Annotated in this window: 19 protein-coding genes; 7 read left to right on the forward strand and 12 right to left on the reverse strand. The window is 42.8% G+C overall.

Features of this window, described 5'->3' with window-relative positions; translation table 11 throughout:
- Positions 1-160: 160 nt before the first annotated feature.
- The gene (locus AC59JO_RS17500; protein ID WP_413667184.1) at positions 161-829 is read left to right on the forward strand and encodes a DUF4136 domain-containing protein; all 669 of its coding nucleotides are present in this window, start codon (positions 161-163) and stop codon (positions 827-829) included.
- A gap of 49 nt (positions 830-878) precedes the next feature.
- Here AC59JO_RS17500 and AC59JO_RS17505 read toward each other — a convergent pair whose 3' ends face one another.
- The 3 genes from AC59JO_RS17505 to AC59JO_RS17515 all read right to left on the reverse strand — a co-directional run bounded on the left by AC59JO_RS17505 (position 879) and on the right by AC59JO_RS17515 (position 8,508).
- A complete protein-coding gene (locus AC59JO_RS17505; protein WP_413667185.1) occupies positions 879-1,076 on the reverse strand; it encodes a hypothetical protein in 198 nt (65 codons plus the stop codon).
- Between the two features lie 15 nt (positions 1,077-1,091).
- The gene (locus tag AC59JO_RS17510) at positions 1,092-5,942 is read right to left on the reverse strand and encodes a T9SS type A sorting domain-containing protein (protein ID WP_497306812.1); all 4,851 of its coding nucleotides are present in this window, start codon (positions 5,940-5,942) and stop codon (positions 1,092-1,094) included.
- Positions 5,943-6,522: 580 nt separating this feature from the next.
- Positions 6,523-8,508 carry a M1 family metallopeptidase gene (locus tag AC59JO_RS17515; RefSeq protein WP_497306814.1) on the reverse strand — a complete coding sequence of 662 codons (1,986 nt, stop codon included), beginning with the start codon at positions 8,506-8,508 and terminating at the stop codon, positions 6,523-6,525.
- A 130-nt stretch (positions 8,509-8,638) separates the two neighbouring features.
- Here AC59JO_RS17515 and AC59JO_RS17520 point away from each other — a divergent pair, with 130 nt between their 5' ends.
- From AC59JO_RS17520 to AC59JO_RS17535, 4 genes are read left to right on the forward strand one after another with little or no spacing between them, the layout of a single operon-like run.
- Positions 8,639-9,391, forward strand: a complete 753-nt coding sequence (locus tag AC59JO_RS17520; RefSeq protein WP_413667188.1) for a prolipoprotein diacylglyceryl transferase — start codon at positions 8,639-8,641, stop codon at positions 9,389-9,391.
- Positions 9,384-10,781: a radical SAM protein gene (locus AC59JO_RS17525; protein ID WP_497306817.1), complete on the forward strand. Its 1,398-nt coding sequence runs from the start codon at positions 9,384-9,386 to the stop codon at positions 10,779-10,781. The genes AC59JO_RS17520 and AC59JO_RS17525 overlap by 8 nt, the downstream gene beginning before the upstream one ends.
- A complete protein-coding gene (locus AC59JO_RS17530) occupies positions 10,778-11,059 on the forward strand; it encodes a hypothetical protein (RefSeq protein ID WP_497306819.1) in 282 nt (93 codons plus the stop codon). Before AC59JO_RS17525 ends, AC59JO_RS17530 begins: the two co-directional genes overlap by 4 nt.
- Positions 11,060-11,086: 27 nt before the next feature.
- Positions 11,087-11,350: a hypothetical protein gene (locus tag AC59JO_RS17535; RefSeq protein ID WP_413667191.1), complete on the forward strand. Its 264-nt coding sequence runs from the start codon at positions 11,087-11,089 to the stop codon at positions 11,348-11,350.
- On the opposite strand, the gene AC59JO_RS17540 is transcribed toward AC59JO_RS17535, so the two are convergent.
- The 5 genes from AC59JO_RS17540 to AC59JO_RS17560 form a co-directional block, all read right to left on the reverse strand.
- Positions 11,347-12,273, reverse strand: a complete 927-nt coding sequence (locus tag AC59JO_RS17540) for a Ppx/GppA phosphatase family protein (RefSeq protein ID WP_497306821.1) — start codon at positions 12,271-12,273, stop codon at positions 11,347-11,349. The genes AC59JO_RS17535 and AC59JO_RS17540 overlap by 4 nt on opposite strands.
- A gap of 95 nt (positions 12,274-12,368) precedes the next feature.
- Entirely contained in the window at positions 12,369-13,622 is a 1,254-nt protein-coding gene (locus AC59JO_RS17545) for an ABC transporter permease (protein ID WP_413667193.1), read from the reverse strand.
- A complete protein-coding gene (locus tag AC59JO_RS17550) occupies positions 13,615-14,535 on the reverse strand; it encodes an ABC transporter ATP-binding protein (RefSeq protein WP_497306824.1) in 921 nt (306 codons plus the stop codon). Before AC59JO_RS17550 ends, AC59JO_RS17545 begins: the two co-directional genes overlap by 8 nt.
- A gap of 57 nt (positions 14,536-14,592) precedes the next feature.
- Positions 14,593-15,252 (reverse strand): hypothetical protein, encoded by a 660-nt coding sequence (locus AC59JO_RS17555; protein WP_497306826.1) that lies wholly within the window; start codon positions 15,250-15,252, stop codon positions 14,593-14,595.
- Positions 15,253-15,387: 135 nt separating this feature from the next.
- The gene (locus tag AC59JO_RS17560) at positions 15,388-16,536 is read right to left on the reverse strand and encodes an exo-alpha-sialidase (RefSeq protein WP_497306828.1); all 1,149 of its coding nucleotides are present in this window, start codon (positions 16,534-16,536) and stop codon (positions 15,388-15,390) included.
- A 191-nt stretch (positions 16,537-16,727) separates the two neighbouring features.
- Here AC59JO_RS17560 and AC59JO_RS17565 point away from each other — a divergent pair, with 191 nt between their 5' ends.
- Together AC59JO_RS17565 and AC59JO_RS17570 are read left to right on the forward strand one after the other, a co-directional pair.
- Complete coding sequence (locus AC59JO_RS17565) at positions 16,728-18,701, forward strand: prolyl oligopeptidase family serine peptidase (RefSeq protein ID WP_497306829.1); 1,974 nt, start codon at positions 16,728-16,730, stop codon at positions 18,699-18,701.
- A 149-nt stretch (positions 18,702-18,850) separates the two neighbouring features.
- Entirely contained in the window at positions 18,851-20,743 is a 1,893-nt protein-coding gene (locus tag AC59JO_RS17570; protein WP_497306831.1) for a prolyl oligopeptidase family serine peptidase, read from the forward strand.
- A gap of 103 nt (positions 20,744-20,846) precedes the next feature.
- Here the strand turns inward: AC59JO_RS17570 and AC59JO_RS17575 are convergent, their stop codons facing one another.
- From AC59JO_RS17575 to pyrG, 4 genes are all read right to left on the reverse strand, one after another.
- The gene (locus AC59JO_RS17575) at positions 20,847-21,383 is read right to left on the reverse strand and encodes a pyridoxamine 5'-phosphate oxidase family protein (protein ID WP_497306834.1); all 537 of its coding nucleotides are present in this window, start codon (positions 21,381-21,383) and stop codon (positions 20,847-20,849) included.
- A 486-nt stretch (positions 21,384-21,869) separates the two neighbouring features.
- The gene (locus tag AC59JO_RS17580) at positions 21,870-23,234 is read right to left on the reverse strand and encodes an exonuclease domain-containing protein (protein WP_497306836.1); all 1,365 of its coding nucleotides are present in this window, start codon (positions 23,232-23,234) and stop codon (positions 21,870-21,872) included.
- A 222-nt stretch (positions 23,235-23,456) separates the two neighbouring features.
- Entirely contained in the window at positions 23,457-25,301 is a 1,845-nt protein-coding gene (yidC, locus tag AC59JO_RS17585) for a membrane protein insertase YidC (RefSeq protein WP_497306838.1), read from the reverse strand.
- A 22-nt stretch (positions 25,302-25,323) separates the two neighbouring features.
- Positions 25,324-26,934: a CTP synthase gene (gene pyrG, locus AC59JO_RS17590; RefSeq protein WP_413667202.1), complete on the reverse strand. Its 1,611-nt coding sequence runs from the start codon at positions 26,932-26,934 to the stop codon at positions 25,324-25,326.
- Between the last annotated feature and the right edge of the window lie 65 nt (positions 26,935-26,999).

Below are 26,999 nucleotides of genomic sequence, written 5' to 3' on the forward strand. Positions count from 1 at the left end.
TGTGCTTTCCGGGTTTGTTTTATTCGTCGTAACAATTTAGCTAAACATCGTTACTTTTTAATAAAGCGTATTCTTTCGGCATATTTAAATAAATAATTACATAAATTAAACCTTTGTTTCCTGCATAGTCTAATGCTTTAAATAAAGGGAGTAATTTGTCATGAAAAAAACTATTAATACAGGGCTGGTGTTTTTGCTGGTGGCCACCTTGTCTGCTTGCAGCAGCTACAATTATTACACCGCAGCCCGAAACAAAACAGATTTATCCGCTTACCGTACATTTGCCTGGCTACCTCCTGCAACCATGACCAATAAAGCCGGCGCAGTTGTAAAAAAGGAAGTGGCTGATGAAAGAGTTAAGGATGCAGCGATATCGGCATTGGAAAACAAAGGTTTAAAATTTCAGGAAAACAATCCCGATTTGATGGTGAGTTACACCACAGTTACAGGCCGGGGTATGAAAACTGAGTTTTATCCTGCTTACTACGGCGGCTATCCGGGCTTCGGTTTGGGTTTTGGCTGGGGTTGGGGCGGCGGCTGGGGCTACCGTCCGTTTTATGGCTATGGCGGCTGGGGCTGGGGATATCCTTACGGATATGGTTACGGCTATGGCGGCTACGCCCGTGTACCTTACAAAGAGGGCACGCTGATCATCGATATTATGGATGCCAGGTCACGCAAATTGGTGTGGCGTGGTTTTGGCGTAGGTGAGCTGCACAATCCGCAAAGAACAGTAAAAGAATTGCCGAAAGTAGTTAATGGCATTATTGAACAGCTGGAGCTTAACCAGGTACAACAACAGCCTCAGGTGCCGATGAGAAAAGCATAAGAAATTTGCTGATCAATTTATTGAACTAATGCAAAAATCCCTTTAGGCCTTAGGCCTGAAGGGATTTTTGTTTGCGGTACAAATGAATTGCAGCAAAAACAAATGCAGCTACAGCAAAAACAATAACCCAGGTGTCAAGCGGGCAGTAAGCGTCGTCATCTGCGTTATCGCAGGCAAATATCTGAGCAAAGCAGCCTAAGGTTGCTATTACCCAAACAAGGATCGTCAAAAAAATCTTCTTTATCATATGCACAAATCGCTTTTATAGTTTTACAAATTTACCGGTGCCAATCAACTGCCTGGTTTTGTTGTCGGTAACCCTTATTATGTATGTTCCGGGCACAAAACCGGCCACGTTGTTTTTCCAGTACAATTGAGTAATATTTACTGTCTTCAATAGCACACCACTACTGTTAGTTAATTGAATATTGTAGTTAGCCGATGAGTTGGTTTGGGATATAGTTAAGTTTACGGTTTCGTGTACAGGGTTTGGATATATGGTAAGCAGGCTGTTGCTGATGTTACTTTGCGTATTGGCATACATTAATGGTAACTCTTTTGACAGACTGATATCATTGTTTAAATCAGTTAGCTGAACGCGATATTTATTTAGGCCTTTTGCCGGATTAGGATCGGTATACGAGTAGGTGCCTAAGCCGTTTGATTGCATAACATTCAGGTCTTCCCAGGTTTTGCCGTTATCAACGCTTCTTTGCAGGTTAAATGAGCTATAGTTTGCCTCATTTTCAACAACCCAGGTTGTTTTAGCCCCGTCACTTACTTTCACGGCATTAAAATCAATCAGTTTCAGCACAAGTGCCGGATTTTGGCGCATTATCAGTTGAAAGCGGTCTTTCCCAAAAGTAGCCGCAATGCTTTTATCAATATTATAGCTGTAAGCGTTGTTGTGTTTCAGATCCACTGAATCTTTGGTGAAATTATCTTTAAGCCATACTTCGTAAATGGCGGGCAGGTCTTTAACATCGGTTAATTTAATTTTATAAGGGCCTGATGTTGTTGCATCTGCAAAGAGTGGGATTGTTGCCTGGGTTTTTCCAGGTAGCGGACGATGGTGGATGCTTGTTTTTACGCCGTCGCTTGTTAAAGCCGAAAAGCTTTCCAAAGCACCGTTTCCGCCAAGGTCTTCAGCATCTTTATTTTTGTCGAAATTAGCGGTAGCCCATTTATCAAAAACCAGGGCAACGCCATCAAAATTAGCCTCATCTTTTTCAAGCAGGAGGTGCATAACGGGGCTTGGTTGCGAAACCGGTTCGCTTACACTGGTAGCGGCAATAGGAGTATTTGCTACGCTCATAAGGGCTTTATTACCGGTGCCTAAAGTCTGTGCAATAGGTGTTTTGTCTTGCGGTAAGCTGAAGACTCCGGTAAGCGAAGTTGATGAAGGCTGGGTAGTTACCTTGGCCGATTCCCTGAAGGTTAAAGCCTGCCCGCTACCGTTTGCTATAACAAAAAAGCCCTGGCCGCTTGCTATCATATTACTTGCCGCGCCGCCAACTACGCTTTGAATACCCGGGTTAACGGTTGTGGTGGTATCGTTAACCGAAGTTATCTGCCCTGCATTTTGCTGGTAACTCTCATAGTTTTTTGTTGTTAAGTTGTAAACCCATATAAAAGCTAATGGTGGTACATTTGCCGCAGTAGTTGTATAAATCTGGGCTTTTTGTCCGGAAATATAAATTGAAGAGGCGGCATTGGCATTACTGCCTGACGTTCCCTTACGGTTAAACTTTTCAAAATTTATGGTGCTGGCATAAGGGTTGCCCACAAGGTTATAACCTTGCAGGGTGTTAACAGCCGGGCTGGAATATTGTAAGGTTGATGCGCCGTTATACCAGTTTGCTACGGTGATGTTGCCCTGGTTTAACGTTCCTGTTTCGGTCATCGTGGTGGGCTGCGGAACGTATGTAGAAACTACTGCAGTGCTTATAGAGCCTGCAAGGGTACGATCTCCACGGAAAAAGAATATAAAACCATTGCCGGCACCTATCGACCTGGTACCGGTTTCCCCATCAAAAGAATATGGCGATGTTAAGCTATTAACCCCCCTGAAATAGCCGGATGTAAAGGAGCTTTGGTTTGCAGCCTGGCTTTCTTTAAAAAAGTAAATAGAGGGGTTATTGGCCCCGGGCGAAACATCAAAGCCACCTGCGGCTAACGTGGTGCCGGTAACAAACGCATTGTTTTTAAGATATGCCAATGTAAAAACAGGGCTTGAAGTACCTGTGTTAACAGAAGAGGTTAACAAGCGATACCCTCTGTATTTTGACGCGCCGCCGTTGATATAACGTTGCACATTTACGTTACCGGTAATTGCAGTACCCGAGGGGATACTTGCAACAGTGGCCGAACCCGTAGCATCAGAGTTTAATGTTAAAACACCACCGGCAGCTAAGGTAGCAGTACCTCCCATGGTAAGTATGCCTGAAGAAGATACCGCGAATTTACCAGTGCCCGACATAGTTTTGGTGCCACTGCCGTTAACCGTAACATTATTGAATTTTGTGCCGTTTGTACTGTTATCGGTAAGGGATTGCGCACCTGCCTTACTGAAGAAAACAGTACCTGTACCAGGTGTAAATGTTCCGGTGTTGGTATAATCGCTATTATAAATTACGCTTCCCGAGCCGCAGGTAAAAGTACCTGCAGTATCGGTATATGCGCCGGTGAAAGTTGCTGTGCCTGATCCTGTTGTAATAGAAGAGCCAGATGAATTACCATAAGTGCCAGTGAAGGTAAGCGTGCCTGAGGCTCCCGTTATTACCGAACTGTTAGTGGTATTTCCGGTTATTGCGATACTTCCGGCGTCCTGTGTTACGTTTGCCGAATTTGTCCAGTTGCCGGTAACCGCTATATTGGGATCATTGGTGTTGAGGTTTATTGCCCCTCCGCTGGTGATCCAGTTTCCGCTTACAGTTAATGCACCTCCGTCAACAGTTTTAGCTGCTGCACCTGATAAAGTAAGATTATCATAATTAGAAGGACTGGAACTGATAAAGCTGTCGCTGGTAGCATATACTGTTTGCGTACCCGAAGTAGCTGAATAGTTCACAAGTCCTGTACCGCTGCCTCCGGTGGTGAAATCAATAGTACCGCCAGTAGCAGCGCTTATTGGAGTATTGCCCGTTAAGTTTAAAGTAGTAGCCCCGGTGCCGGTATCCATATCAACTAAGGCGGCATTGGTTATAGTATTGAGACCATCATTCCTGTTTACATAGTTTGAGTTGGTAGTTGAGATATTACTTACAGTTAACGTACCCGAGTTTAGATGAAATGTTGCGTTGTTAACAGAATAATTTTGCAAAAATATCAGTGCATAGGTGCCAAGCGCCGAAGAAGTAGTATTTAGTGTTAATGAATTAGTGATGTTAAATACCGGAACTGTAGCATTTATTATAGTTGTGTTTGACGTTGGGGTGGTAAGCGCAGTAGGCGCGGGAGGTGTAGTGTTATCGCCTAATACAAATGAATTACAGTTTAATGTACCAGTTCCTGTACCTGTAATGGTTGTTGTTACACCGCCGGCACTACTATTGTGATTTTGGGTAATTGCGCCATTTACAGTAAGTGAATAGGTGGTATTGATGGTTAAAATAAGCGATGGCGTTCCGGTTAATGTACTTTTTGTTGGGCCAAGTATCAGGGATGCAACGTTAGGCACAGTACTTTGTACAATAGGCTGGTTTTTAAACGATACTACACCTATACGTGCAACGTTGCTTGTAGTTGGCACTGTTGCCGGGCTCCAGTTGCCGGTGTTATTCCAGTTATTATCTGATGCACCAGTCCAATCGATTGCGTTTACAAACGTTATAGTATTACCGCTTGATGAAGGGCCGGTATAAGTTATTGCTGTACTGTTGCCATTACCCATAAGTGTACTAATGCTTGTCGGGGTAATAGTGCCGGTAGGGCTGCCGCCGTAATTAAGCTGGCTTTTTACAGTACCCGTCCAAAAATAATAGCCTGGTACTGAGTATGAACCATCGGTATTACCCGAACTGGTTATAAGGTCGCCCACGCTATAACTTTGCATGGCATTTCCTGTATAATTCATTGAACATATCAAGGCATCAGCTGATGTTGAATAGTATGAATCGTCAGATCTGTAAAGGCTTCCGGAACCGTTGAAATAAGCTTCAAAACCTGCGCCGGTTGTGGCGATTACCAATTGATTGATAGTAAAGTTACCCCTTGATATTATTTTTAACCCGTAAAGGATCACGCTTTCGCTTTCGTAGTAAGGAGGCTGGGTTACGTTATTGGCTGTTCCGTTTGCGCCCGTTGTTGTAAATTGAAGCACACGGGTATACATATCAAAATTATCCCATTGAAACCTGCCGGCAGTTGTGCATGTGGATTCAAGATAGGAGTAATAATAGGTGCTGAACCCGCTGCCCGTTGTTCCATTACTTGACGCAACAAGGGTTTTGGCTGTTGTCATACCCGCTACAAAAACATCCTTAAAGATTGCCCAGCGACCATCTTTCAATCGTTGTACTTTGATCATGTAGGTTTGCTGATCATTAGCCATAGTTGCGTTTAGCAATTCATTATAGCGGCCGTTACCTGTGTTAGAATCATACCTGTACCTTAAACTGAGTGTTGTGCCGGTGTGGGTTATATAAATGCCCTGCATGGTATTGGTGGTATAACCATTGGCAATAAGCCAATACCGCCATGAGTTGTTGCCAACCGCCATTGCATCAGGATCATCCGGACCGGTTGCACTATTGTTTTTATAAATGAAATTCCACTCAAAATCATTCTGAGTCATGTCAATGCTTCCTGATGTGCCGCTCCCGACAAAATCCCAGCGAATTGCACTTATGGCATTGGTTGCCGGCACTGCCGATCTCAAACTTACCGAACCATTTAATGGACTTGTAGTTGATGCATCAATGGTAATTGATGAACTTGTGCGGGTTGCATTACCAACACCGCTTGCGCCTAATGAAGTTATATTATTGGCTGAAGCAGTTTCAAAGTTATTGTAATAGTAGGTAAGATTATCACTGGTTTCCTGGGCCGTAACTCTGTTAACCAGGCACAGAAAGTATCCGGCAAATAAAACGCAGAGTAATTGTGTTTTCAAATTATTAGGTTTTAGGGAGTAATTGCAATAATGGTGCTGACTTAATAAAAATGCTATTAAAGTACGAATTTTAACTCGAAATGACTGTTGTGTTGCCAATAGTGCACTCTATTTTGATGTTTATTAAGAAAATGGAAAATTTATGAAATTTAATTATTGATTATTATTTACCCGGTTTGGGGAATTTTTTTCCCTGCCGTTTTAATCAATAAGCATGTGGTTTACCTATAGTGATGAGTAATTAATTAGCACAAAACGGTAATTTTTTTTTAAATACTCCGGTTTGGAGTAAGGTTTTTTGGTTGCTGCCAGGAAAATTGAGCCAAATAACTCATTGAAGGTGGTATTGCGAAGTGCTGTGCGGAATGCTTTAAAAGAGAAAAGGCATGAGTGTTCAACTTTTAAAAAGAAGGGTGTTCAGTTTTTAGAACTATGAATTTTTAAGTTGTTGATTATCAGTAAGTATTTGTTCATTTGTTATTTTGTCGATAATGTAAATAATTGATAATCAGTATCTGTTGTTTTTAAAAAATGCGCCAGGTGTTCAACCTAAAAAAGTTGAACACCTGGCGCATTTCCTCTATTTAACCTTTTGGCTGTTATTACCGCGATTAAGATCGGGCAGGGCGGCGTCGGGGTCAATGGCCACTGATTCGGCTTCCTGCGTTGTAGGCAGTGTATATGTAATTTGTCCGGATTGCAGCCAGGTTTCAACCGGCAGGTAAAAACGTTTTTTGCTGCTGTCTTTAAATTTTACCTCAACAGTAAACGGCATAGGTAACTGTTCTTTATTCACTACTTTGATGGTAATGCCTTTGGACGCATCTTTACCTGCGTATTTTGCGTCGATAAGCGCTATATCAACCAGCCAGTTATTGTAAAACCAGCCTTTCCAAAACCAGGAAAGGTCTTCGCCGGCCCCGTTCTCTATCGACCTGAAAAAGTCATCAGGCTGCGGGTGTTTAAAAGCCCATTGGTTGATATAATTTTTAAAGGCATAGTCAAACCTGTCTTTTCCTAATATTTGTTCGCGCAGCAGCACCAGGCCGAATGCCGGCTTATAATAGGTGAGGGGATGGCGGTATTTTTCGGGAATAGCATCAGGAGCTGTCATAATACTCGGCGATTGCGGATCAAGCAGCGAAGGGATGATCTCATCGGCGGGATTACCGCCTCCGGGTGCGTATTCGCTATCCCGTTTGGGAGCATATTCTCCCTTGTTGAAAGCATCAGAAGCATATATATCTATAAAAGTGTTGAGGCCTTCATCCATCCAGGCATAGCGGCGCTCGTTTGATCCTACAATCATCGGGAACCAGTTATGGCCTATCTCGTGTGCTGTTACCCAGTAAAGCACGCTGCCTTTATCGGTAATGCCGTCAAACACAATACCCGGATACTCCATGCCGCCGGCAATGCCCGCTTCGTTAATAGCAACAGGGTAAGGATATACAAACCATTTTTCTGAAAAGTATTCTATTGATTTTTTCAGATATTCGGTAGCCCGGCCCCATGCGTCGTTACCATAGCTTTCGGCAGGATAAACGCTCATCGCCAATGATTTTTTGCCACCTGGAAGGTTAACCCTTGCTGCATCCCAGATGTAAGCTTTTGATGCACCAAAGGCAACATCGCGGGTGTTGAGCATTTTAAAATGCCAGGTAAGGGTCCCTTTGTTAACCGGGCGACTGGCAGGATCATTAACCTCGGCCAAATCGCGGATCATGATAGTTTTGTCGCTGTTGCGGGCCTGATCTAAGCGGGCTATTTGTTTTGCCGTCAACACCTCTTTAGGGTTAAGCAGCTCGCCCGATCCGGCCACGATCATGTCCCATGGTACGGTTACCGAATAATCTATGTCGCCATAGTCGAGGTAAAACTCGCCGCTGCCCAAAAACGGCAGGGTATCCCAGCCGTGGCTGTCGTCATAAACGCACATGCGCGGAAACCACTGGGCAATTTCGTAGATCTTGCCATTTTTGGTATCGCAATAGTCCGTACGGCCACCAAAGGCGCCCGGAATAGTATAGTGATAATTAATCCGCAGTTTAATAGCTCCTTTTTGCAGCGGATGTGCAAGGCGCACCTGCATACGGGCATCGGTAATTACAAAAGGTACAGCTTTAACAACATCGCCATTGTCAACAGATACAGATTCTATCTGGTAACCGCTGGTATGCTGATCTGCGCCGGGCGAATGGTCGGTAAAGAAGTTGGAACGGGCATCCTGTTTATAAGTATTTTGATCGAGCTGTAACCAAAGGTACGGCAGGGCATCGGGACTGTTGTTGACGTAGTTGATCACTACAGTGCCGCTTATGGTTTTGCTTGCAGTATCAAGTTTTACTTTCAAGGTATAATCGGCCCTGTTTTGCCAGTATTTGGGGCCGGGAGCGCCATTGGCCGAGTGAAAGTCGTTACCCTTTTCGGTATAAAACATAGGCGAAAAAGCCGCTGCCGCGTTGTAGTTTGATGAAGTATCGTTAGGATTGAGTTTCCCTTTTTGCGCCGACGCGCTGAGTGCTAAAACCGACATTATACCTATGCCGATAGATCGTAATTTCATGGTGTGTATTTAAGCGCCCAATATACAAAGGATGGCGCTAAATTTGGGTTTTATGAAAAAGTTAAGAAATGTACACGCTTACGGCTATTATAAAAAAACATATTTTAGAGCTTTATTATAAAAGATAACCTTGCACTTCCCTGTAAACATACCTTTTGGCCGGTCATCCATCCCGGTACATTTTGTTTGCGAAACATTGTCGTATTTTTTAGGTTACCGGTATTATGCCTGGTTGCGTAAACATTCGGCAGATAAGATCAGTGCCGATCACCGGCTTATTATTTTTATCGGCGCGGCAGCGGGTGCATTTATCGGCTCGCACCTTGTAGGGATTTTTGAAAATCCGCCTTTGCTGTTTTCGCATTTCAATATCATCTATTTTATGGGCAACAAAACCATAGTGGGCGGTATGCTTGGCGGATTGATAGGCGTTGAACTTACCAAAAAGCAGTTAGGTGTAACCGTATCGTCCGGCGATTTAATGGTTTATCCGCTCATCCTGGCTATGATTATTGGCCGTACCGGTTGTTTTTTGGCCGGCCTGGAGGACGGCACTTATGGCATAGCTTCCAATTTATCATGGGCTATTGATTTTGGCGATGGTATCCGGAGGCACCCCACTAACTTGTATGAGATAGTGTTTTGGGTAATGCTTTGGCTTATACTGAAACTCATTGAACAAAGCCATCGCTTTGTTGATGGTGCAAGGTTTAAATTGTTTATGGTAAGCTACCTCATTTTTCGGCTACTGGTTGAGTTTATTAAGCCCGATTACTTTTTTAGTTTTGGTTTATCGGTAATTCAGTTAGTTTCTATGGCCGGCATTTTGTATTATTATAAAGTATTTTTATATCCTAAAAAGCTGTTTATAAGCCATGCCTGAACGCCCGTATATATATTATGATTTTACGTTGAGCATTTGCTCCACCTGTTTGCGTCGGGTTGATGCCAAAATTGTTTTTGAGGATGATAAGGTTTATATGCTTAAAAACTGCCGGCAGCATGGTTTTGAAAAGGTGCTGATAGCCACCGATGTGGAATATTATAAAAACTGCCGCAACTATGCCAAGCGCAGTGAGATGCCGCTTAAATTCAATGCCAAAACGCATTATGGCTGCCCGTATGATTGCGGCCTTTGCCAGGATCATGAGCAGCACTCATGCCTTACTGTTGTGGAGGTTACAGACAGGTGTAATTTAAGTTGCCCCACCTGCTACGCCATGTCATCACCTACTTATGGCAGGCACCGTACTTTGGCCGAAATTGAACAGATGCTGGATGTAATAGTGGCAAATGAAGGTCAGCCCGACGTAGTGCAAATCAGCGGGGGAGAGCCTACCGTGCATCCGCAGTTTTTTGAAATTCTGGATATCGCTAAAACAAAACCCATTAAGCATTTAATGGTAAATACCAACGGTATCCGGATTGCTAAGGATGAAAATTTTGTAAAGCGGCTGGCAACCTATATGCCCGATTTTGAGATTTACCTGCAGTTTGATTCGTTTAAAAAAGAGGCGCTTGAACAATTGCGCGGCGAGGATTTGCGCGACGTGAGGCAAAAGGCCATTGAAAATCTAAACAAGTATAATCTGTCGACAACGCTGGTAGTTACGTTGCAAAAAGGTTTAAATACTGATGAGTTAGGGGCAATTATTGAATATGCATTGAAGCAGCCCTGTGTTCGCGGGGTAACTTTTCAGCCTACCCAGCAGGCCGGCAGATTAGAGAACTTTAATGAGCAAACAGACCGTTACACCTTAACTGAGGTACGCAGCGCTATATTGGAGCAAACGAAAATATTTAACAAAAACGACCTGATCCCGGTGCCCTGCAACCCTGATGCCCTGGTGATGGGGTATGCTCTTAAACTGGGCGGTGAAGTGATTCCGCTAACCCGGATGATTAATCCGGATGACCTGCTTGATAATTCAAAAAATACCATCGTTTATGAAAATGATGAACGCTTGAAAGGGTATCTGCTTAATATGTTCAGCACAGGTAACTCGGTTGATAAAGCGAAAGAACACCTGCACTCATTGTTATGCTGCCTGCCCGAAATTGATGCGCCAAGCTTAAGCTATGACAACCTGTTCAGGGTGATAATTATGCAATTTATAGATGCGCAAAACTTTGATGTTCGTGCCATCAAAAAATCATGTGTGCATATCGTAAATAAAGATATGCAGATCATCCCCTTTGAAACCATGAACCTGTTTTACAGGGATGATAAGCGGGAGTACCTTGAACAATTAAGAGGAGAGATTTTGGTATGACAGAGGAAGAACAATTACAACCACAAAATCAACATCCTGATAACAAGCAGCCAAGTGGTATCAAGATAGTAGGGCTTAATCTGGCAGTATTTGTTGGCTATACACTGCTTAGTATGCTGACCAGCGGCGGGCTTATATTCGCCGGATTGCTAATGATTGTCCAAGTTGTAGTTTGTGTTACACTTTCATTGTATTTCCGTAAGTGGAGTTGGTTTTTAGGCGGCCTGCTGGTTTTAATAATTGGATTTTCAACATGTGTTTCACTGGTAAGGATTTAGTATCCCACAAGTTGATATAAAATTAAAATGGAAACGTTGAAGAAAGGCTCAGGTGGCAATAAAATGATAGTTGTAGGTGTCAATTTAGCGATATTAGCTGCTTATACTATATATTTTAGATGGGTTGCTAATGAAGAGCTTATTATAATAGCCGAAGCCTTCGTTATTTTTTTGCATGTAATACTGTGCCTGATATTGGCAATTTTTGCCTTGAGAAAAGAATTTTTGTTTAGCGCACTCGTAGTACTGCTGATCGGTTTTTCATCATGCTGGGTTGTTTTCTCCATTTAGGTTAACATCTCTGCCAAAACCCCTTCTTTTAATGAGTTAGTACACATACTTACCTTGTGAATATCCAGCGCATGCATAATAAAACGGGTAACCAAAGAAGCAGCTACGATCATATCAACCCGCACCGGAATAATTCCCGGATTACCCAATCGTTCTTTATGGCTTGAAAGAATCAGCTTATTGGTGATGGTTAACAGCTCTTCTTCATCAAAATCATAATGCTGGATACTTTTCAAATCAAAGGGCCGGGCCTTTTCTGTTTCGATCAATCCGGCAAAAGTTTCAAATGAGCCTGATGAGCCAACGAGGGTGTCAATTTCAATACCTGTAGTGGCGATGAACAAATCATTCAGGGTATCCTCGAGATACAAATTCATAGCCTCGATAGATGCCGGGGGAATAGGGTCGGTGTGATGGAACTGATCCATGAGGCGGGCAGCGCCAACTTCAAAGCTTTGTTTCCACAATATTTTATCTGCGTTGCCCAAAATAAACTCAACGCTGCCTCCGCCAATATCCATGATCAGGGAGTTTTTGGCCGATAAGCAGCCGCTTAACTTTACACCGTTGTAGATAAAAGCAGCTTCCTGTTCGCCGTCAATAATTTCGATGGCGATGCCTGTTTGGACTTCAACCTCTGTAATGAAATCTTTTCCGTTTGAGGCACTTCGCAAGGCCGAAGTTGCTATTGCTCTTACACTGCTAACGTTGTTGGCCGCGATAAGTTCGTGAAAGCGTTGCATGGTATTTACGCCACGTTGAAAAGCATCTGGCAAAATATGGCCTTTGTTAATACCTCCTTCGCCTAACTTAACGGCTTCTGTAATATGTACAATTTCATGGTAGTCATGGATCTCGCCTTCGGCAATCAATAAATGGAAGGTATTTGTACCCAAATCCATTACTGCAACGCGTTTACTCATACGGCTAAAATAAATAATCCCCGAAAATGTTTTCCATTCCCGGGGATTTTATTCGGTAAATCCGAAATCGAACATCCGATATCCGAAATCAAAAATTATTCTTTATAAAAGAACCACTTAACCAGTTCTTTATAGCTTGCTTTTTTGCCATACATTAACACACCTACCCGGTAGATCCGTGCTGCAACATAAGTAGTAAATAAAAAGCCAATAACCATCATACACATCGAAACAGCTACCTGCCATATTGGTGGATCAAACGGGATACGCACCATCATCGCTACCGGTGCAGTGAAAGGGATCATGGACAACCATACTGCCAGTGGACTGTCCGGCGCGCGGAACAATACTGATACTGCCAAGAAGTAAGTGAACAGCAAGGGTAAGGTAATAGGGAACATAAACTGCTGGGTTTCCGTTTCGCTGTCAACTGCCGAGCCCACAGCTGCAAACAGGGCAGCGTATAAGAGGTAGCCGCTTAAAAAGTAAAATATAAAGCAGCCCATAATATATCCAAATGGGATAGTTTGTAATACCGCAAGCGCATTTACCATAGGGCTGGTAGGCGAATTAAAAGAGTGCCCGGCGATTTTGGTAGATATAATAGATAAAATTATCCAGGCGCTAAACTGGGTTAAGCCAACCAGGCCCACACCTATAATTTTGCCGAGCATTAACTGAAATGGCTTTACTGAAGATATAACCACCTCAATAATGCGGTTGGTTTTTTCTTCAATAACACCGCGCATTACCTGCCCGCCATATATGAACAATGATATATAAATAATGATAGCACAAGCTATCCCAATTAAAATATTAGCGCCGATATTCGCATTCTTGTCACCTTTATCAGAAATTTCGATCGAACTTACAGTGATATTGGTCCTCTTGATAGAGCGCAGCAGCGAAGTATCGATATGATGCCTGATGAGGTTATTTGAAAAAGCGATATCGCTCAATTGCTTTTCAATTTCTTCAGATAGGGGGATAGATGCCTTCTTTTTTGAAAATATCTGTACCGAATCTTTCTGCATGTAGTTTACCGGGATATATAAAATAGAAATGCCTTCACTATCCTTTAGTAGTTGTCTGGATGATTTGAGATCGGTGAGCGCATAGGTGAACTTTATGTTGTTAGCGTCATGAAATTTATTAGCGAAGTCACCGCTTTTATCAATTACGTTAACTGTTTGTAAGGATGATAATTTGTCGCTGCTATCGGCAACCATCTTTACAACAATACCCATAAGTAATATTAACAGCGGTACCACAAATATCATGATGATGAATGATTTTTTGCGAACCCGTGTAAGATACTCGCGCTGTATAATAAGTAATACTTTATTCATGGCCGGTAGAGTTTAGGTTAACTTTTTCGATAAATATTTCATGCATACTGGGTATTACCTCCTGTAGCATATTTACCCTTGCTTTTGGGATAAGGTATTGTAAAACATCGTTTGAGTTATTTTCGCCTGTAAGTTTTATCTTGATGGTATGACTGCCATCATCAGCATGAGTTTCGCTAACCAGTTCAAACGGTTGATTGCCATCAAATGCTATTTGTTGGCCCGTGTATTCAATAAAATAGGTTTCGTTACGATAGGAGTTGCGGATATGTTTAACCTTACCATCCAATATCTTGTGCGATTTATGGATGAGGGCTATGGCATCGCAAAGCTCCTCGACAGATTCCATGCGGTGGGTAGAAAACAAAATGGTGGCGCCCTTTTTATTTAACTCCAATATTTCGTCTTTAATCTGTTCGGCATTTACGGGGTCAAATCCGCTGAAAGGTTCGTCTAATATAATCAAATCGGGTTCATGCAGTACAGTTGCTACAAATTGTGCTTTTTGTTGCATGCCTTTTGATAACTCTTCTATTTTCTTTTTCCACCAGGTTTCCATTTCAAGCTTCTCAAACCAAAACTTAAGGCGTTTTTGCGCTTCGGCACGGCTTAAGCCTTTTAATCTGGCCAGATAGATCATTTGTTCACCAATCTCCATCTTTTTGTACAGGCCTCGTTCTTCGGGTAGATAACCTATCCGTTCGATGTGCGATTGGTTAAGTCTTTCGCCATTAAAATAAATCTCGCCCGAATCAGGGGCAGTAATTTGGTTTACAATACGGATAAGCGAAGTTTTACCGGCACCATTAGGGCCAAGCAGGCCAAAAATCTGACCGCTTTCAACCTCTAAACTTACATCACTGAGTGCACGGTGACCTGCGTATTGTTTAACAATATTGCGGATGCTTAGCATTTGTTAAGGTTTATGTATCTGTGTTTTGCCTTGTTAGATGAAATTAAGCAAAAAAAGTTACAAGTTGGGTTTATCATATGGGGGCCAGTCGGGGTTTTCAACGTCATAAAATGGCTTTTGCAATTGCCGGCTATTAAGCACATTTAAAGTGGTTACTGCGATATAAATTCCGGTTGTCGGAACTATAAGGTATACGAGCCCGATGTAGCGGATGTAGAGGATATAGCTGGAAGTCCCGATAAGGGAAAGTGCCCTCGGCACAATCATGTAAAATATAATAATAAATAACTCACTTAAGGTAAAAAGCAACAGAGGTAACTTAAATACGGTATCACGCAGCAAGGCGGCCATAATCACAATACATACTATTACTAACATATTGATAGTTCCATTGATCTGGTAAAATATTATCAATGGCTCTCTGTTGATTTGAAAAAAGCTGATGGCTGTATTAACTAAACCAGATATTAGGCTATAGATCAAATAAATGATGAACACGTTAACTATGAAAGGTTTTTCGTTGGTGTATTTTAAAATACCTATCACAAATACCATTAACCAGGCAAAACAAATGACAGGCATAAATGAAAACAAAGGTCGTACTACGTCTGGTACCGTGAACGAAATGGTTTGCATGGCATACAGGAGTATCAGAGCCAACATACTGATAATGCACGCAGTAATGGTGAGATAAGCGGTACCATGTGTAGGTTTCATAAGCAGGGTAGGTTTAAATTAAGTTAATCGCAATTAGCTTAAAGATAATAACGTAAGGCTGTTTATTGAAATAAAAAAACGGCGTGATTGTTTTGATACAAAATACGCCGTTAGCTAATAAAGCGGGTGCTTGATTTATTTCAGTTGATTCAAGCTAAACCTCAATGTTTCAATGGCCTCTTTTTGCCTTGAAATAATCACGTACATATAGCCATTATAAACAATGGTATGGGGGTAACCATATTGCCCGCCTTTCCACAGGCCTTCTTTTTTAAGATGATATAGCTCATTAGCTATAATATAATTTTCATCAAAGCTTTTACCATCTTTTGATAGCGAGAGCACCAGCGGGTTGCGGTCATAATGGTGCAGGGTATCGGGGATACCTACATAATAAAAACGTTTATCGGGTAACCTGCCCAGGTGAAACTTGCTGTCATTATCTGAAAAAGGGGCCTCCACCGGCCGCGACCAACTGCTGCCGTTATCCTTGCTTTCGGTAAGCCATAAATGGCCTTTCCAGCCTTTACCGGTCACCCTGAGCAGCATATGCAATACGTTGTCATCAGTTTCAAAAAATGAGCCTTCGCAAAGCGGGGGGAGCCCCGATTTTGCAGCGGGAGCATAAAACATAGCCGGGTTATCCTGCTTATAAAGTGAATCAGGATAAAAACTGCTTAGTTTCCAGCCCGTAAGTCCGCGGGGATCATCTGTGTAAGGGAAAGTGAAATTACCACTAATGATCAGTCTGCCGCTATTGGTAACTTCAGGCCCGTGGTTGGGTACAACAGGCAAATGCATATCAAGTGGTTGGCTCCAATGCTCACCGTCGGTACTGGTTTTAGCCCATAAATGGGTGTTATTGCGATGTTTGTCGTAGTCGCCATAATAGGCTACCAGGGTTCCTTTATATTGATAAAGCCCGGCGGCAGTGAGTACCGTGAGGGTATCGTTGATTTTGCCCGGAGTAGCTAATATTTTTAATGGCGACCAGTGTTTGAAATCTTTAGAAGTAGAATACACTACTCTTTGCCCCGGCGAATCCTCGTCAATCATTCCGTTGCTCCATATGGCCACAAAACGGTCTTTAAAATGAATGATGGATGTGTGATGGTTATAAAGCCACTCTTTATCGGGCGAGTAGATCATTGACCGTTCAATGTTTAACCTGGGTACTCCGGCTTCGGTTTGATAATTGTTGCGAATGGCCGGGGTTTGAGCATGGATATTAATGAGGGATAAAAAAAGGCAGATAACAAAAAGGAACTTAAATTTTACAGACATGATCCTAATTAACGTAAATTATCCGGTTAGTGGAAACGGAGTTGATAATTGGCGGACCATTTTGGACTGGTATCTTTAGTGTGCTGCGACATTAATATGCGAAAATTTTATAACAAAATCATGGCAATCCTTTTATCCCATAAATCAAGGTTCTTTTACTAAATTACGGGCTCTATCAAAATACATCATTTATGAAGCGAGCCTTACTCTTTATATTCACGCTTTCTGCTGTTTGTACCGTATATGCCCAACAAAAAAAAGCTTTAAAACCGGCTGATGTTTATCGGATCCCAACGGTAAGCGACCCGCAATTGTCGCCCGATGGCAAGTGGGTGGCTTATAGCGTTTCTGAAGTTGATACCGCAAAAGACCGTCGTGTATCACACCTGTGGATGCAGAGTTTTGATGGCAAAGAATCTATCCAGCTAACTCACGGCGACGAAGCGGCCTCGTCGCCGCGCTGGAGCCCGGATGGTAAATATTTGTCGTTCCTCTCTTCGCGCGATTCAAAAACAGGTTCGCAGGTTTGGCTGATCGACCGGCGTGGTGGTGAGGGTGCTAAGCTAACCAATATTAAAGGTGACTTAGGCGACTACGCCTGGAGCCCCGACGGCAAGCGCCTGGTAATGGTGATAGGCGACCCGGAAAACAAAGGCAAAGAGGAGCCTAAAACGCCAAAACCAATAGTTATTGACCGTTATCATTTTAAGCAGGATGTAGTTGGATATCTTCAGCACTTGCATAATCATCTTTATTTAATTGATGTTGCCACTAAAAAGCTTGATACTTTAACCCGGGGCGATAAAGATGAAAGTTCGCCGGTGTGGTCGCCGGATAGCAAAACCATCGCTTTTGTCAGTAACCGAAGTGCCGATCCTGACAAAAACCAAAATACCGATATCTTTACTATTGACGCCCGCCCTGGTGCCAGTATGCTGCAGCTTACTACCTGGAGTGGGAGGGATGGCAACCCGCAATGGAGCCCTGATGGCAGGTATATTTCCTATCTCCGTTCAACCAGCGATGCCGATTACATGATGTACGACCAGAACGTGGTATGCATTATGGATGTGGTTGGCCAAAACAATAAACCGCTTACCCTGCAGCTTGACCGGCCTGCTGCCGCACAAACCTGGGCTAAAGACAGCAAGAATATTGTATTTATTGTAACAGATGACCGCACGCGTTATTTAGCCAATATCAATATCAACAGCGGAAAGATCACTACGATAAACAAAGGCGATTACGTTTTTAACGATATAGCTACCAATCTTTCGGGTAATTGGATAGTACAAAAAACAGATCCATACACCCCTGCGGAATTATTTGCCTTGGAAGATAAAAAACTACGCAGGCTTACATTTCATCATGATGAATGGCTAAATACCGTGCAACTTGCTTATGCCAAAGGTTTTGAATCAACAAGTTCTGATGGTACCAAAGTGTCGGGGATAGTTTTAACGCCTGATAGTGTTCCAAATAAAAAGTATCCGCTAATCTTGTTTATTCACGGTGGCCCGGTTGGGCAGGATGAATTTAGTTTTGATGCTACCCGGCAAACGTTGGCGGCTGCCGGGTATGCCGTAGCGGCGGTAAATTATCGCGGTAGCAACGGTCGAGGATTAGATTACTGTAAAGCCATTTATGCCGATTGGGGCAATAAAGAGGTTAAGGATTTGCTTGGTGCTGTTGACGAATTAGAGAAATTAGGCATAGCCAACCCCGACAAGCTGGGCATAGGAGGCTGGAGTTATGGAGGCATCCTAACTGATTATACCATTGCATCTGATACCCGCTTTAAAGCAGCGGCCAGTGGTGCAGGCAGCGCGTTACAGCTTTCTGTTTACGGCAGTGATCAGTATGTGTTACAGTATGAAAGCGAGATAGGTGTGCCATGGAAAAATGCCGATAAGTGGATCCAGATCTCATACCCGTTTTTCCATGCCGATAAAATAAAAACACCGGTAATGTTTATGTCAGGTCTGCGGGATTTTAACGTACCAACCATTGGCAGCGAACAGATGTACGAGGCGTTAAGAACACAAGGTATCCCAACCGAATTGATATTGTATCCTAATCAATTCCATGGTCTTACTAAGCCAAGCTACCAGGTAGACAGGTTGCAGCGCTACGTTGAATGGTATGATAAGTATTTAAAAAAATAACATTTTGATATGTCCCGACGGGGCTTTTTAATCGTGTTTTTATGAAGTATGTTATGTTGATTTTGGTTGTATTGGCTTTTAAGCCCATATGCGCCCAAGTTGTTAAAAAGCCGCTTAAGCCCACAGATTTATATAAACAACCAACGCTGATGGCTCCTCAGTTATCTCCCGACGGTAAATGGTTGGTTTACGAACTATCTGAAGTGGATACGGCTAAGGATAAGCGCATATCTCACTTATGGATGCAAAGCTTCGATGGCAAGCAGTCCATTCAACTTACTTATGGCGATGAACCCGCCTCTACCCCTAAGTGGACACCGGATGGTAAGTTTATTTCTTACCTGTCTGAAAAAGATTCAAAAAATGGTGGCCAGGTTTGGATGATGGACAGGCGTGGAGGAGACGGGCATAAACTCACTGATATTAAAGGTGAGATTGAAGAATATGTTTGGTCGCCGGATAGTAAGAAACTGGCATTAATTATAAAAGACCCGGAAAACAAGGGAAAAGAAGCACCCAAAACTACGCCGCCTATCAAAATAGACCGCTATCATTTTAAACAGGATATTGAAGGGTATCTGCAGCATTTGCATTCGCACTTATACCTGTATGATGTGGGCTCAAAAAAACTGGACACTCTCACCAATGGTAAAATGGACGATGGCTCGCCGCAATGGAGCCCCGACGGAAAAAACATTGCCTATATAAGCAACCACACTGCCGACCCAGATAGAAATGAAAATACTGATATTTTTACAATAGAGGCTAAACCGGGCGCTGAACCTAAACAGCTCACTACTTTTACCGGTCATGATATTAATCCCCTTTGGAGCCCGGACGGTAAGCGTATTGCCTATCTCCGTTCAACAAGCGATGCTGATTATTTCATTTACCAGCATGACGTTTTATTCCTGATGGATGCCGACGGGAAAAATAATCGCCCGTTAACTGATCAGCTGGACAGGCCTGTTAGCAATATAGCCTGGAGCAAGGACGGTAAAGATCTTGAATACGTAGTCAGCAGCGACAGGATCCGTTATATCAACAGGTATAATTTGCTTCTCCGTAAATCGGTGCCGGTTTATAAGGGGAACGAATGCAGTTTCTCTGATATAGCAGGCCATTCATTAGGAGCATGGGTGGGGCGGATGACCACGCCCTATATGCCTAACGAATTGGTAGCCATTGAAAATGGCAAGGTCCGCCGTTTAACTTTTCACCAGGAAAAATGGCTGAGCGAGGTTAAGCTGGCTTATGTGAAAGGTTTCCAGTCGTTTAGTAACGATGGTACTTTGGTATCCGGCATTTTATATATGCCGGATAGCGTGGTTACCAAAAAAATGCCATTTATTCTTTACATCCATGGTGGCCCTACCGATCAGGATGAGTTTGAGTTTGATGAGATCAGGCAAACGCTTGCTTGTGCCGGGTATGCTGTAGCTGCTGTAAATTACCGTGGCAGTACTGGGCGCGGTATTGAATTTACCAAAGCCATTTATGCCGATTGGGGCAATAAAGAAGTAAAAGACCTGCTCGGAGCAGTAGATGAACTGGTTAAACTTGGCATAGCAGATAAAGATCGCCTCGGTATTGGCGGCTGGAGTTACGGCGGCATCCTTACTGATTATACTATAGCGACTGATACCCGCTTTAAAGCAGCTTCAAGTGGGGCGGGCAGCGCATTGCAGCTAGCTATTTACGGATCTGATCAATGGGTAATGCAGTACGACAATGAATTAGGGGCTCCATGGAAGAATGCTGATAAGTACATCAAATTATCTTATCCTTTTTTCCACGCCGATAAAATAAAAACGCCAACCCAATTCATGTCGGGCTTAAAGGATTTTAACGTGCCGACCGGTGGAGGAGAACAAATGTATGAAGCACTGCGGTCGCAAGGTGTACCAACACAATTGGTACTTTATCCCGGTCAATATCATGGTATCACTGTGCCCAGTTACCAGGTTGACAGGTTACAGCGATATATTGACTGGTTTGATAAATATTTAGCCCCCCAGCCCCCTAAAGGGGGAGCTTTTTGATAAGTTTAAACGAAATTTGAAAAGGCTTGAAATTAATTACTCAAGCCTTTTCAAATTCTTTAATTCATGAAATTCAACAAATTCGGGTTCAGACATTCTGATTTCAGATAGTCAATTTTCCTTCTACCGAATCGTCAATGGTTTTGCCAATGGCTGCTCCTGCAAGTCGTTTTACGAATGCTATTGCATTGCCATGTTTATTGTCCCAATAATACCCCTCGGTAGGCTCAACTTTGATTACGCTGATACGCGGATCATCAATGCCTTTAGTAAACCATACTTTTAATGTCGGTTCCCAGAGTTCTTTAATCTTTTCCTTGTCTTCGGTAATGCTTGCTATCCCATAAAGGTTCAAGAAATCAGAGTATCCCGATCCCTGGAAAAGCAGGTGAACAAAGGGATCTTTCCCTAATTCATCATTTTTATGGCTGTCGTTAGCGCTCAGGAACCAAAAATTACCCTCATCGTCAATTTGCTGTGCAGACATCGGTCGTACAGAAGCCGGTACGCCGGTTTTAATATTGCTCACAAAGAAGCAACTTTTCGCGCTTTCCGCAAGTTCTTTGATCTTTGCAAGGGCTTCGGGGCCGTTAAGGTCCTTCATGTTATCCTCGGGTTGCTGTTGATTTATACTATCCATTTTTAAGTTTTTGTTGGTAAATGTTATAAGGGTAACCAATTAAAAACTCAATTGTGTGGGATTTGTTAACTTAATAGATAATTATTTATTTAGAAGTGATATATGGCGCCCCGATGCATTTCCGTTACGTCATTGCGAGTAACCACCAGAGAGACCCTGGAAAAAATCGTGATGACGTGCAAAATATATTTTAGGGAGTTGTGCGGAGGCCGCGTTAGGGACTGCAGTGTAAAGCCAGCAGCGTGTGTAGGGAGTGAGGGCAGGAAAGGCGAGGACTTGTAACGGAAAGCCCGGGCCGCAGGCAACGCCTATGTTATAAAATCAATTTGAAAAAAATATTTAATAATCAACAACTTACGATCACGTCATTATAAGGTACGAAGCAATCGCGAACTTTACAGAGGCATTAGCATGGCTTGGTCACAAGTCACCCCCTCCAGGGGCCACCACACAAGACTTGCGCCATTAAAAGAGAACATTGGCTGCCTACCCAAATACCACCATCCTGTCCGGATACTTAGAAGCGTAAGTGGCTACAATATTTTTGATATAATCATTCCCGGGATAGGGCGTAAGATAGCTTTTGAGTTGCTGCACATTATTGGCATCAAAGTAATGAGAGATATAGCCCATGCCATAAAACTGGCCTTTCTCAACTAAAATACAGCTATGCTCATCGCCCGTGCGACCTTCATCCCTGATGGCATAAGTAGGCAATGCCTGCTTGAGCTGATCGATGGCATTATTTACTTTTTTGTTATAGCTATCGATAGGCTCAACGCCTTCGCAGGCGCATGCGTTTCCGGCTGCGCCGGTACATGGCTCATTGTTTTTTTGTATAAAGCAAAGCTTAGGGCACAGTTCAAATGCTTCTATCAGTTTATTGAGCAGGTTATATCCGTCAAGCAGGGAATTGCAGGTATATATCGGATCGCTGTATTTACGATATTTATCCACCGCCAGGCGAATGTAGCCGCGCTGGTCTTCAAAAGCGTAAAGACAGAACGCGTTTTCGAAACGCTTTAACGAACGGTTGTATTTTGGCCAAAGGCGTTTGATTTCGATGGCCTCCAATACAAAGGCTATGAGTTCGGTGCCACAAACCTGGTAGGTTATCTGGTGGATATTGCGCAAAAACTCCTGTCGCTGAAAACCAGGATTATTGCCTGTAAAATGGCTGCTTACCCGTTTTTTAACGTTTTTGGCTTTACCTACATATATTACCTTGCCTTTTTGATCATGAAAGTAATATACGCCTGGTGTATATGGTAGCTGGTCGATATCCTTTTTTGACAGGTTGGGTGGCAATAGCTGGTCTTTTGAACCCAGTTTGAGAGATTGTTTAATATGCCCGTCCGTATCGCTGTTTAGTAACAGTGTAAACAGTTCGGCCGTAGCTTCGGCATCACCCATAGCGCGGTGGCGGCTTTGGTTATCAATACCCAAATGTTTACATAATTTGCCCAGGCTGTATGATGGCAATCCAGGCATTATTTTGCGACCAAGCCTCACGGTACACAGTTTATTGGTTTGCAGATCATACCCCGCGGCGGCAAGATGGTACCTGACAAAAGAGAAATCGAAGTTTACGTTATGGGCAACGAAGATCTTGCCGTGAATGAGATGATAAATATCGGCTGCCACGTCTTCAAAAGGAGGGGCATCCTTTACCATTTCATTGGTAATGCCGGTTAAGGCGCTGATATAGATAGGGATGTCACGCTGTGGGTTTACAAGCGTTTCAAACCGTTTCACTACTTTTTTACCGTCATGTATGCATATGGCTATCTCGGTAATGCCATTTGCGCTGGCATGTCCCCCGGTGGTTTCTATATCGACAATTGCATACATTATTTCAAATGTAATATAATTTTGCTAATTATTTTAGTTGGATTTAAAAAAGTCGGAAAGTCCGCAGTCCGGAAGTCCGAAAGTTTTTTGTTGGGGAGAAATCGATCGATCCAACTTATAAAAACAGAAACTAATAAACAAAAAGCCCCTGGGAAATTTTCCCAGGGGCTTAAATATCTTCCGGACTTTCCGACTGCGGACTTCCGACTAAAGACTAAAAACTTAAGACTTCTTATTCTTGTTAGCCTGAATCTGTTGTTGCTGGCGCATCATTTCTTCCATTTTAGCGCTAAAACCTGATTTTTTCTTTTTGGTATCTTCAGGTTTCTTTTTGTTTTCCTGGATCTGGGCATGGATCTTCTTATCATCAACCATGAATTTGATCAGGTATTGTTGTAAGAAGGTGAACATGTTGGCCAGGAAGTAGTAGTAGTTCAAACCTGCAGGGTAGCTGTTAAGCGTAAACAGGAATACAATAGGAGTGATGTAACCTATATATTTCATCTGTCCTGTAGCACCCGAGATCTGGTTGTTGAAATAAGTATAGATCAACGTTGAGATGGTCATCAGCAAACACATTAAGCTAACGTGGTTAACGCCGCCAAGGAAAGCTACAGGAGCAAACTTGATAACCGAATCATAAGTTGAAAGGTCATGCATCCACAGGAAACTTTCGCCCCTTAGCTCAAATAAACTTGGGAAAAAGCGGAAGAACGCGATAACAATTGGCATCTGAATCAGCAATGGTAAACAACCACCCAATGGGTTAACGCCTGCTTTTTTGTACAGTTTCAGGTATTCTTGCTGTAACAAAGTAGGGTTATCCTCACCAACTTTAGCTTTGATCTCATCCATTTCTGGCTTCAGCACGCGCATTTTGGCCATAGAAAGGTATGATTTGTAAGTAAGCGGCGACAACACCAGTTTCAACAATACAGTTAATACCAGGATAATTAAACCATAGTTCCAGTTAAACTTGTTAAGGAAGTTAAATACCGGCAATACCGCAAAACGGTTGATGTACTTTAACGGTCCCCAACCCAGGTTAACCATTTTGTCAAGGTCATGACCCTGATCTTTTAAGGTATTAAAACGGTTCGGGCCGAAGTAAAACTCCAAAGGTAAAGAACCATCTGCAGCGCGTGTAAGCGACAGATCGGCCTTCATTTGTTTTACATCAGTAGTATCATTAACATCGGTAGCAACGGCAATATCTGTTTTGGCTATGGTGTTTTTCGCGATCAGCACATTTGAAAAGAAGTGCTGTTTGAAACCAACCCAGGCCATTTTTTTATCGCTGATATTTTTCTGATCGTCTTTAGCTTCGCTCAGGTAATCAACATCGCCGTCAGTATTGTAGTAGTATACTGTAGAGTACTGGCGCTCCTGTTTCATGTCCTTTTCCTGTTTGTGCAGGCTGGCTGCCCAGTTCAGGTTATAGGTACTGCTGTTGGCTATTACAGCATCAAGGCCGGTAGGTTTAATAGTTAAGCCAAGTTTAAAGCCATCACCTTTTAAGCTGTATACATAGTCAATATACTGGGTTGGGCTATAGCTTAAACGCATAGTAACCGAACCCGAATCTTTTTCGGCTACGGTAAGCGCTTTTGCACTTGGTGTAAAATAGTAATTGTTGGTGTTGATATTGGCAACCCCGGCGGCAAACTTTAACCCAAACTGGTTATTGTCGCCACTAAAAAGTACCAAAGGCTTTTTATCAAAAGTTTTGTAGTTTTTTAATTCAACTGAGGCAACTTTACCTCCCTGGGTGCTTAATTTAATAAGCAGTTCTTTATTTTCAATAGTAACAAACTCTTCTTTGCCAACAGAAGCGGCGCCGAAAGGCATTTTCAATAAAGCCGAATCAATTTTGGCTGTTTTGGCAGTATCAAATTTAGCTGCGGTTTTTGCAGCGGCGGCAGCGGCTACACCAGCTTTTTTCAGCGAATCCTGATGCTGTACTGCGCGCTCTTTTTTAAGGTCGGCTTCCGATGGCTTTAAAAAGTATATCGAGCCGGCAATGATCGCCATGATCAGGAATAATCCTGTAAACGTATTTTTATCCATTATCTAATTATCGTACAATTACTTATTTTTTGCGGGCATAAGCCAGCGAAGCGGCGACAAAGTTAATAAAAAGTGGGTGCGGATTAGCAACTGTTGATTTTAATTCGGGATGAAATTGCGAACCAACAAAAAACGGGTGGTTTTTTAACTCAACAATCTCCACCAGACCATTGTCAGGATTTATGCCAGATGGGGTAAGGCCAGCAGCCTCATATTGTTTAAGATAGTCATTATTAAACTCATAACGGTGGCGGTGCCTTTCCGAAATATGGTTTTTCCCATAAATGGCAGCAGCTTTAGTACCTTTTTTAATATCGCAAGGATAAGCGCCCAAACGCATGGTGCCACCTTTCAGGGTGATGTTTTTCTGATCTTCCATCATGCCGATAACCGGGTGCGGTGTTTCAGGGTTCATTTCGGTACTGTTAGCATCCTCAAGGCCTAATACATGGCGACCAAATTCCACCACGGCGCATTGCATACCTAAACAGATCCCAAAGAACGGAATATTATTTTCGCGCACATGACGGATAGCCTGGATCTTTCCTTCAAAACCACGTTCACCAAAACCCGGAGCAACCAATACTCCATGCATGCCTTTCAGTTTTTCAACAGCGTTTTCAGGAGTTAACTGTTCAGATGGGATATATTCAATGCGTACTTTGCATTCCTGTTTGGCACCTGCGTGGATAAATGCTTCGGTGATTGATTTATAAGCATCAGGAAGCTCTACATATTTACCAACCAAAGCAATACGTACATCGGCAGTTGGGTTTTTAAGGCGACCAAGAAAATCTTTCCAGTTTTCGAGGCTTGGTTCGTTTTTGTGCGGAAGCTTTAACTTGGTCAGTACGGTTTTATCAAGCTGTTCTTTCAGCATCAGCAAAGGCACGTCGTAAATACTTGGCGCATCAATTGATTCAATAACTGCGTTGATGTTTACGTTACAGAATTGGGCTATTTTTTTACGAATATCGTTAGTTAAGTGATGCTCGGTACGGCAAACCAATACATCCGGTTGGATACCGTATTCCAATAGCATTTTTACCGAGTGCTGGGTAGGTTTGGTTTTCAATTCGCCTGCTGCTGCAAGGAATGGCACCAGTGTAAGGTGGATAACCAATGAGTTGTTTGAACCAATTTCCCAGCGGAATTGCCTAACAGCCTCGATATATGGTAACGATTCAATATCGCCTACAGTACCACCAAGCTCGGTGATCACGATGTCATATTCGCCGTTTTCGCCCAGGATACGGAAGTTTCTTTTAATTTCGTCGGTAATGTGAGGTACCACCTGTACAGTTTTTCCTAAAAAAGCACCTTCACGTTCTTTGTTAATCACATTTTGGTAAATACGACCGGTAGTGATGTTATTAGCTTTTGAAGTAGGGGTATTCAAAAAGCGCTCATAGTGACCAAGGTCAAGATCGGTTTCTGCGCCGTCTTCGGTAACATAGCATTCGCCATGCTCATAAGGGTTAAGGGTTCCCGGATCGATATTGATATAGGGATCAAACTTTTGGATGGTTACGCGGTAACCGCGCGATTGAAGGAGTTTGGCTAAAGAAGCAGAGATTATACCTTTTCCTAACGATGAGGTAACACCGCCCGTAACAAAAATATATTTAGTCATGATTTTTTTTGAAAATGACCGGGCTTTTATACCGCGACCAATTGTTTCTGTACGGGATACAAAAG

Source organism: Mucilaginibacter sp. A5337, from assembly GCF_059690695.1.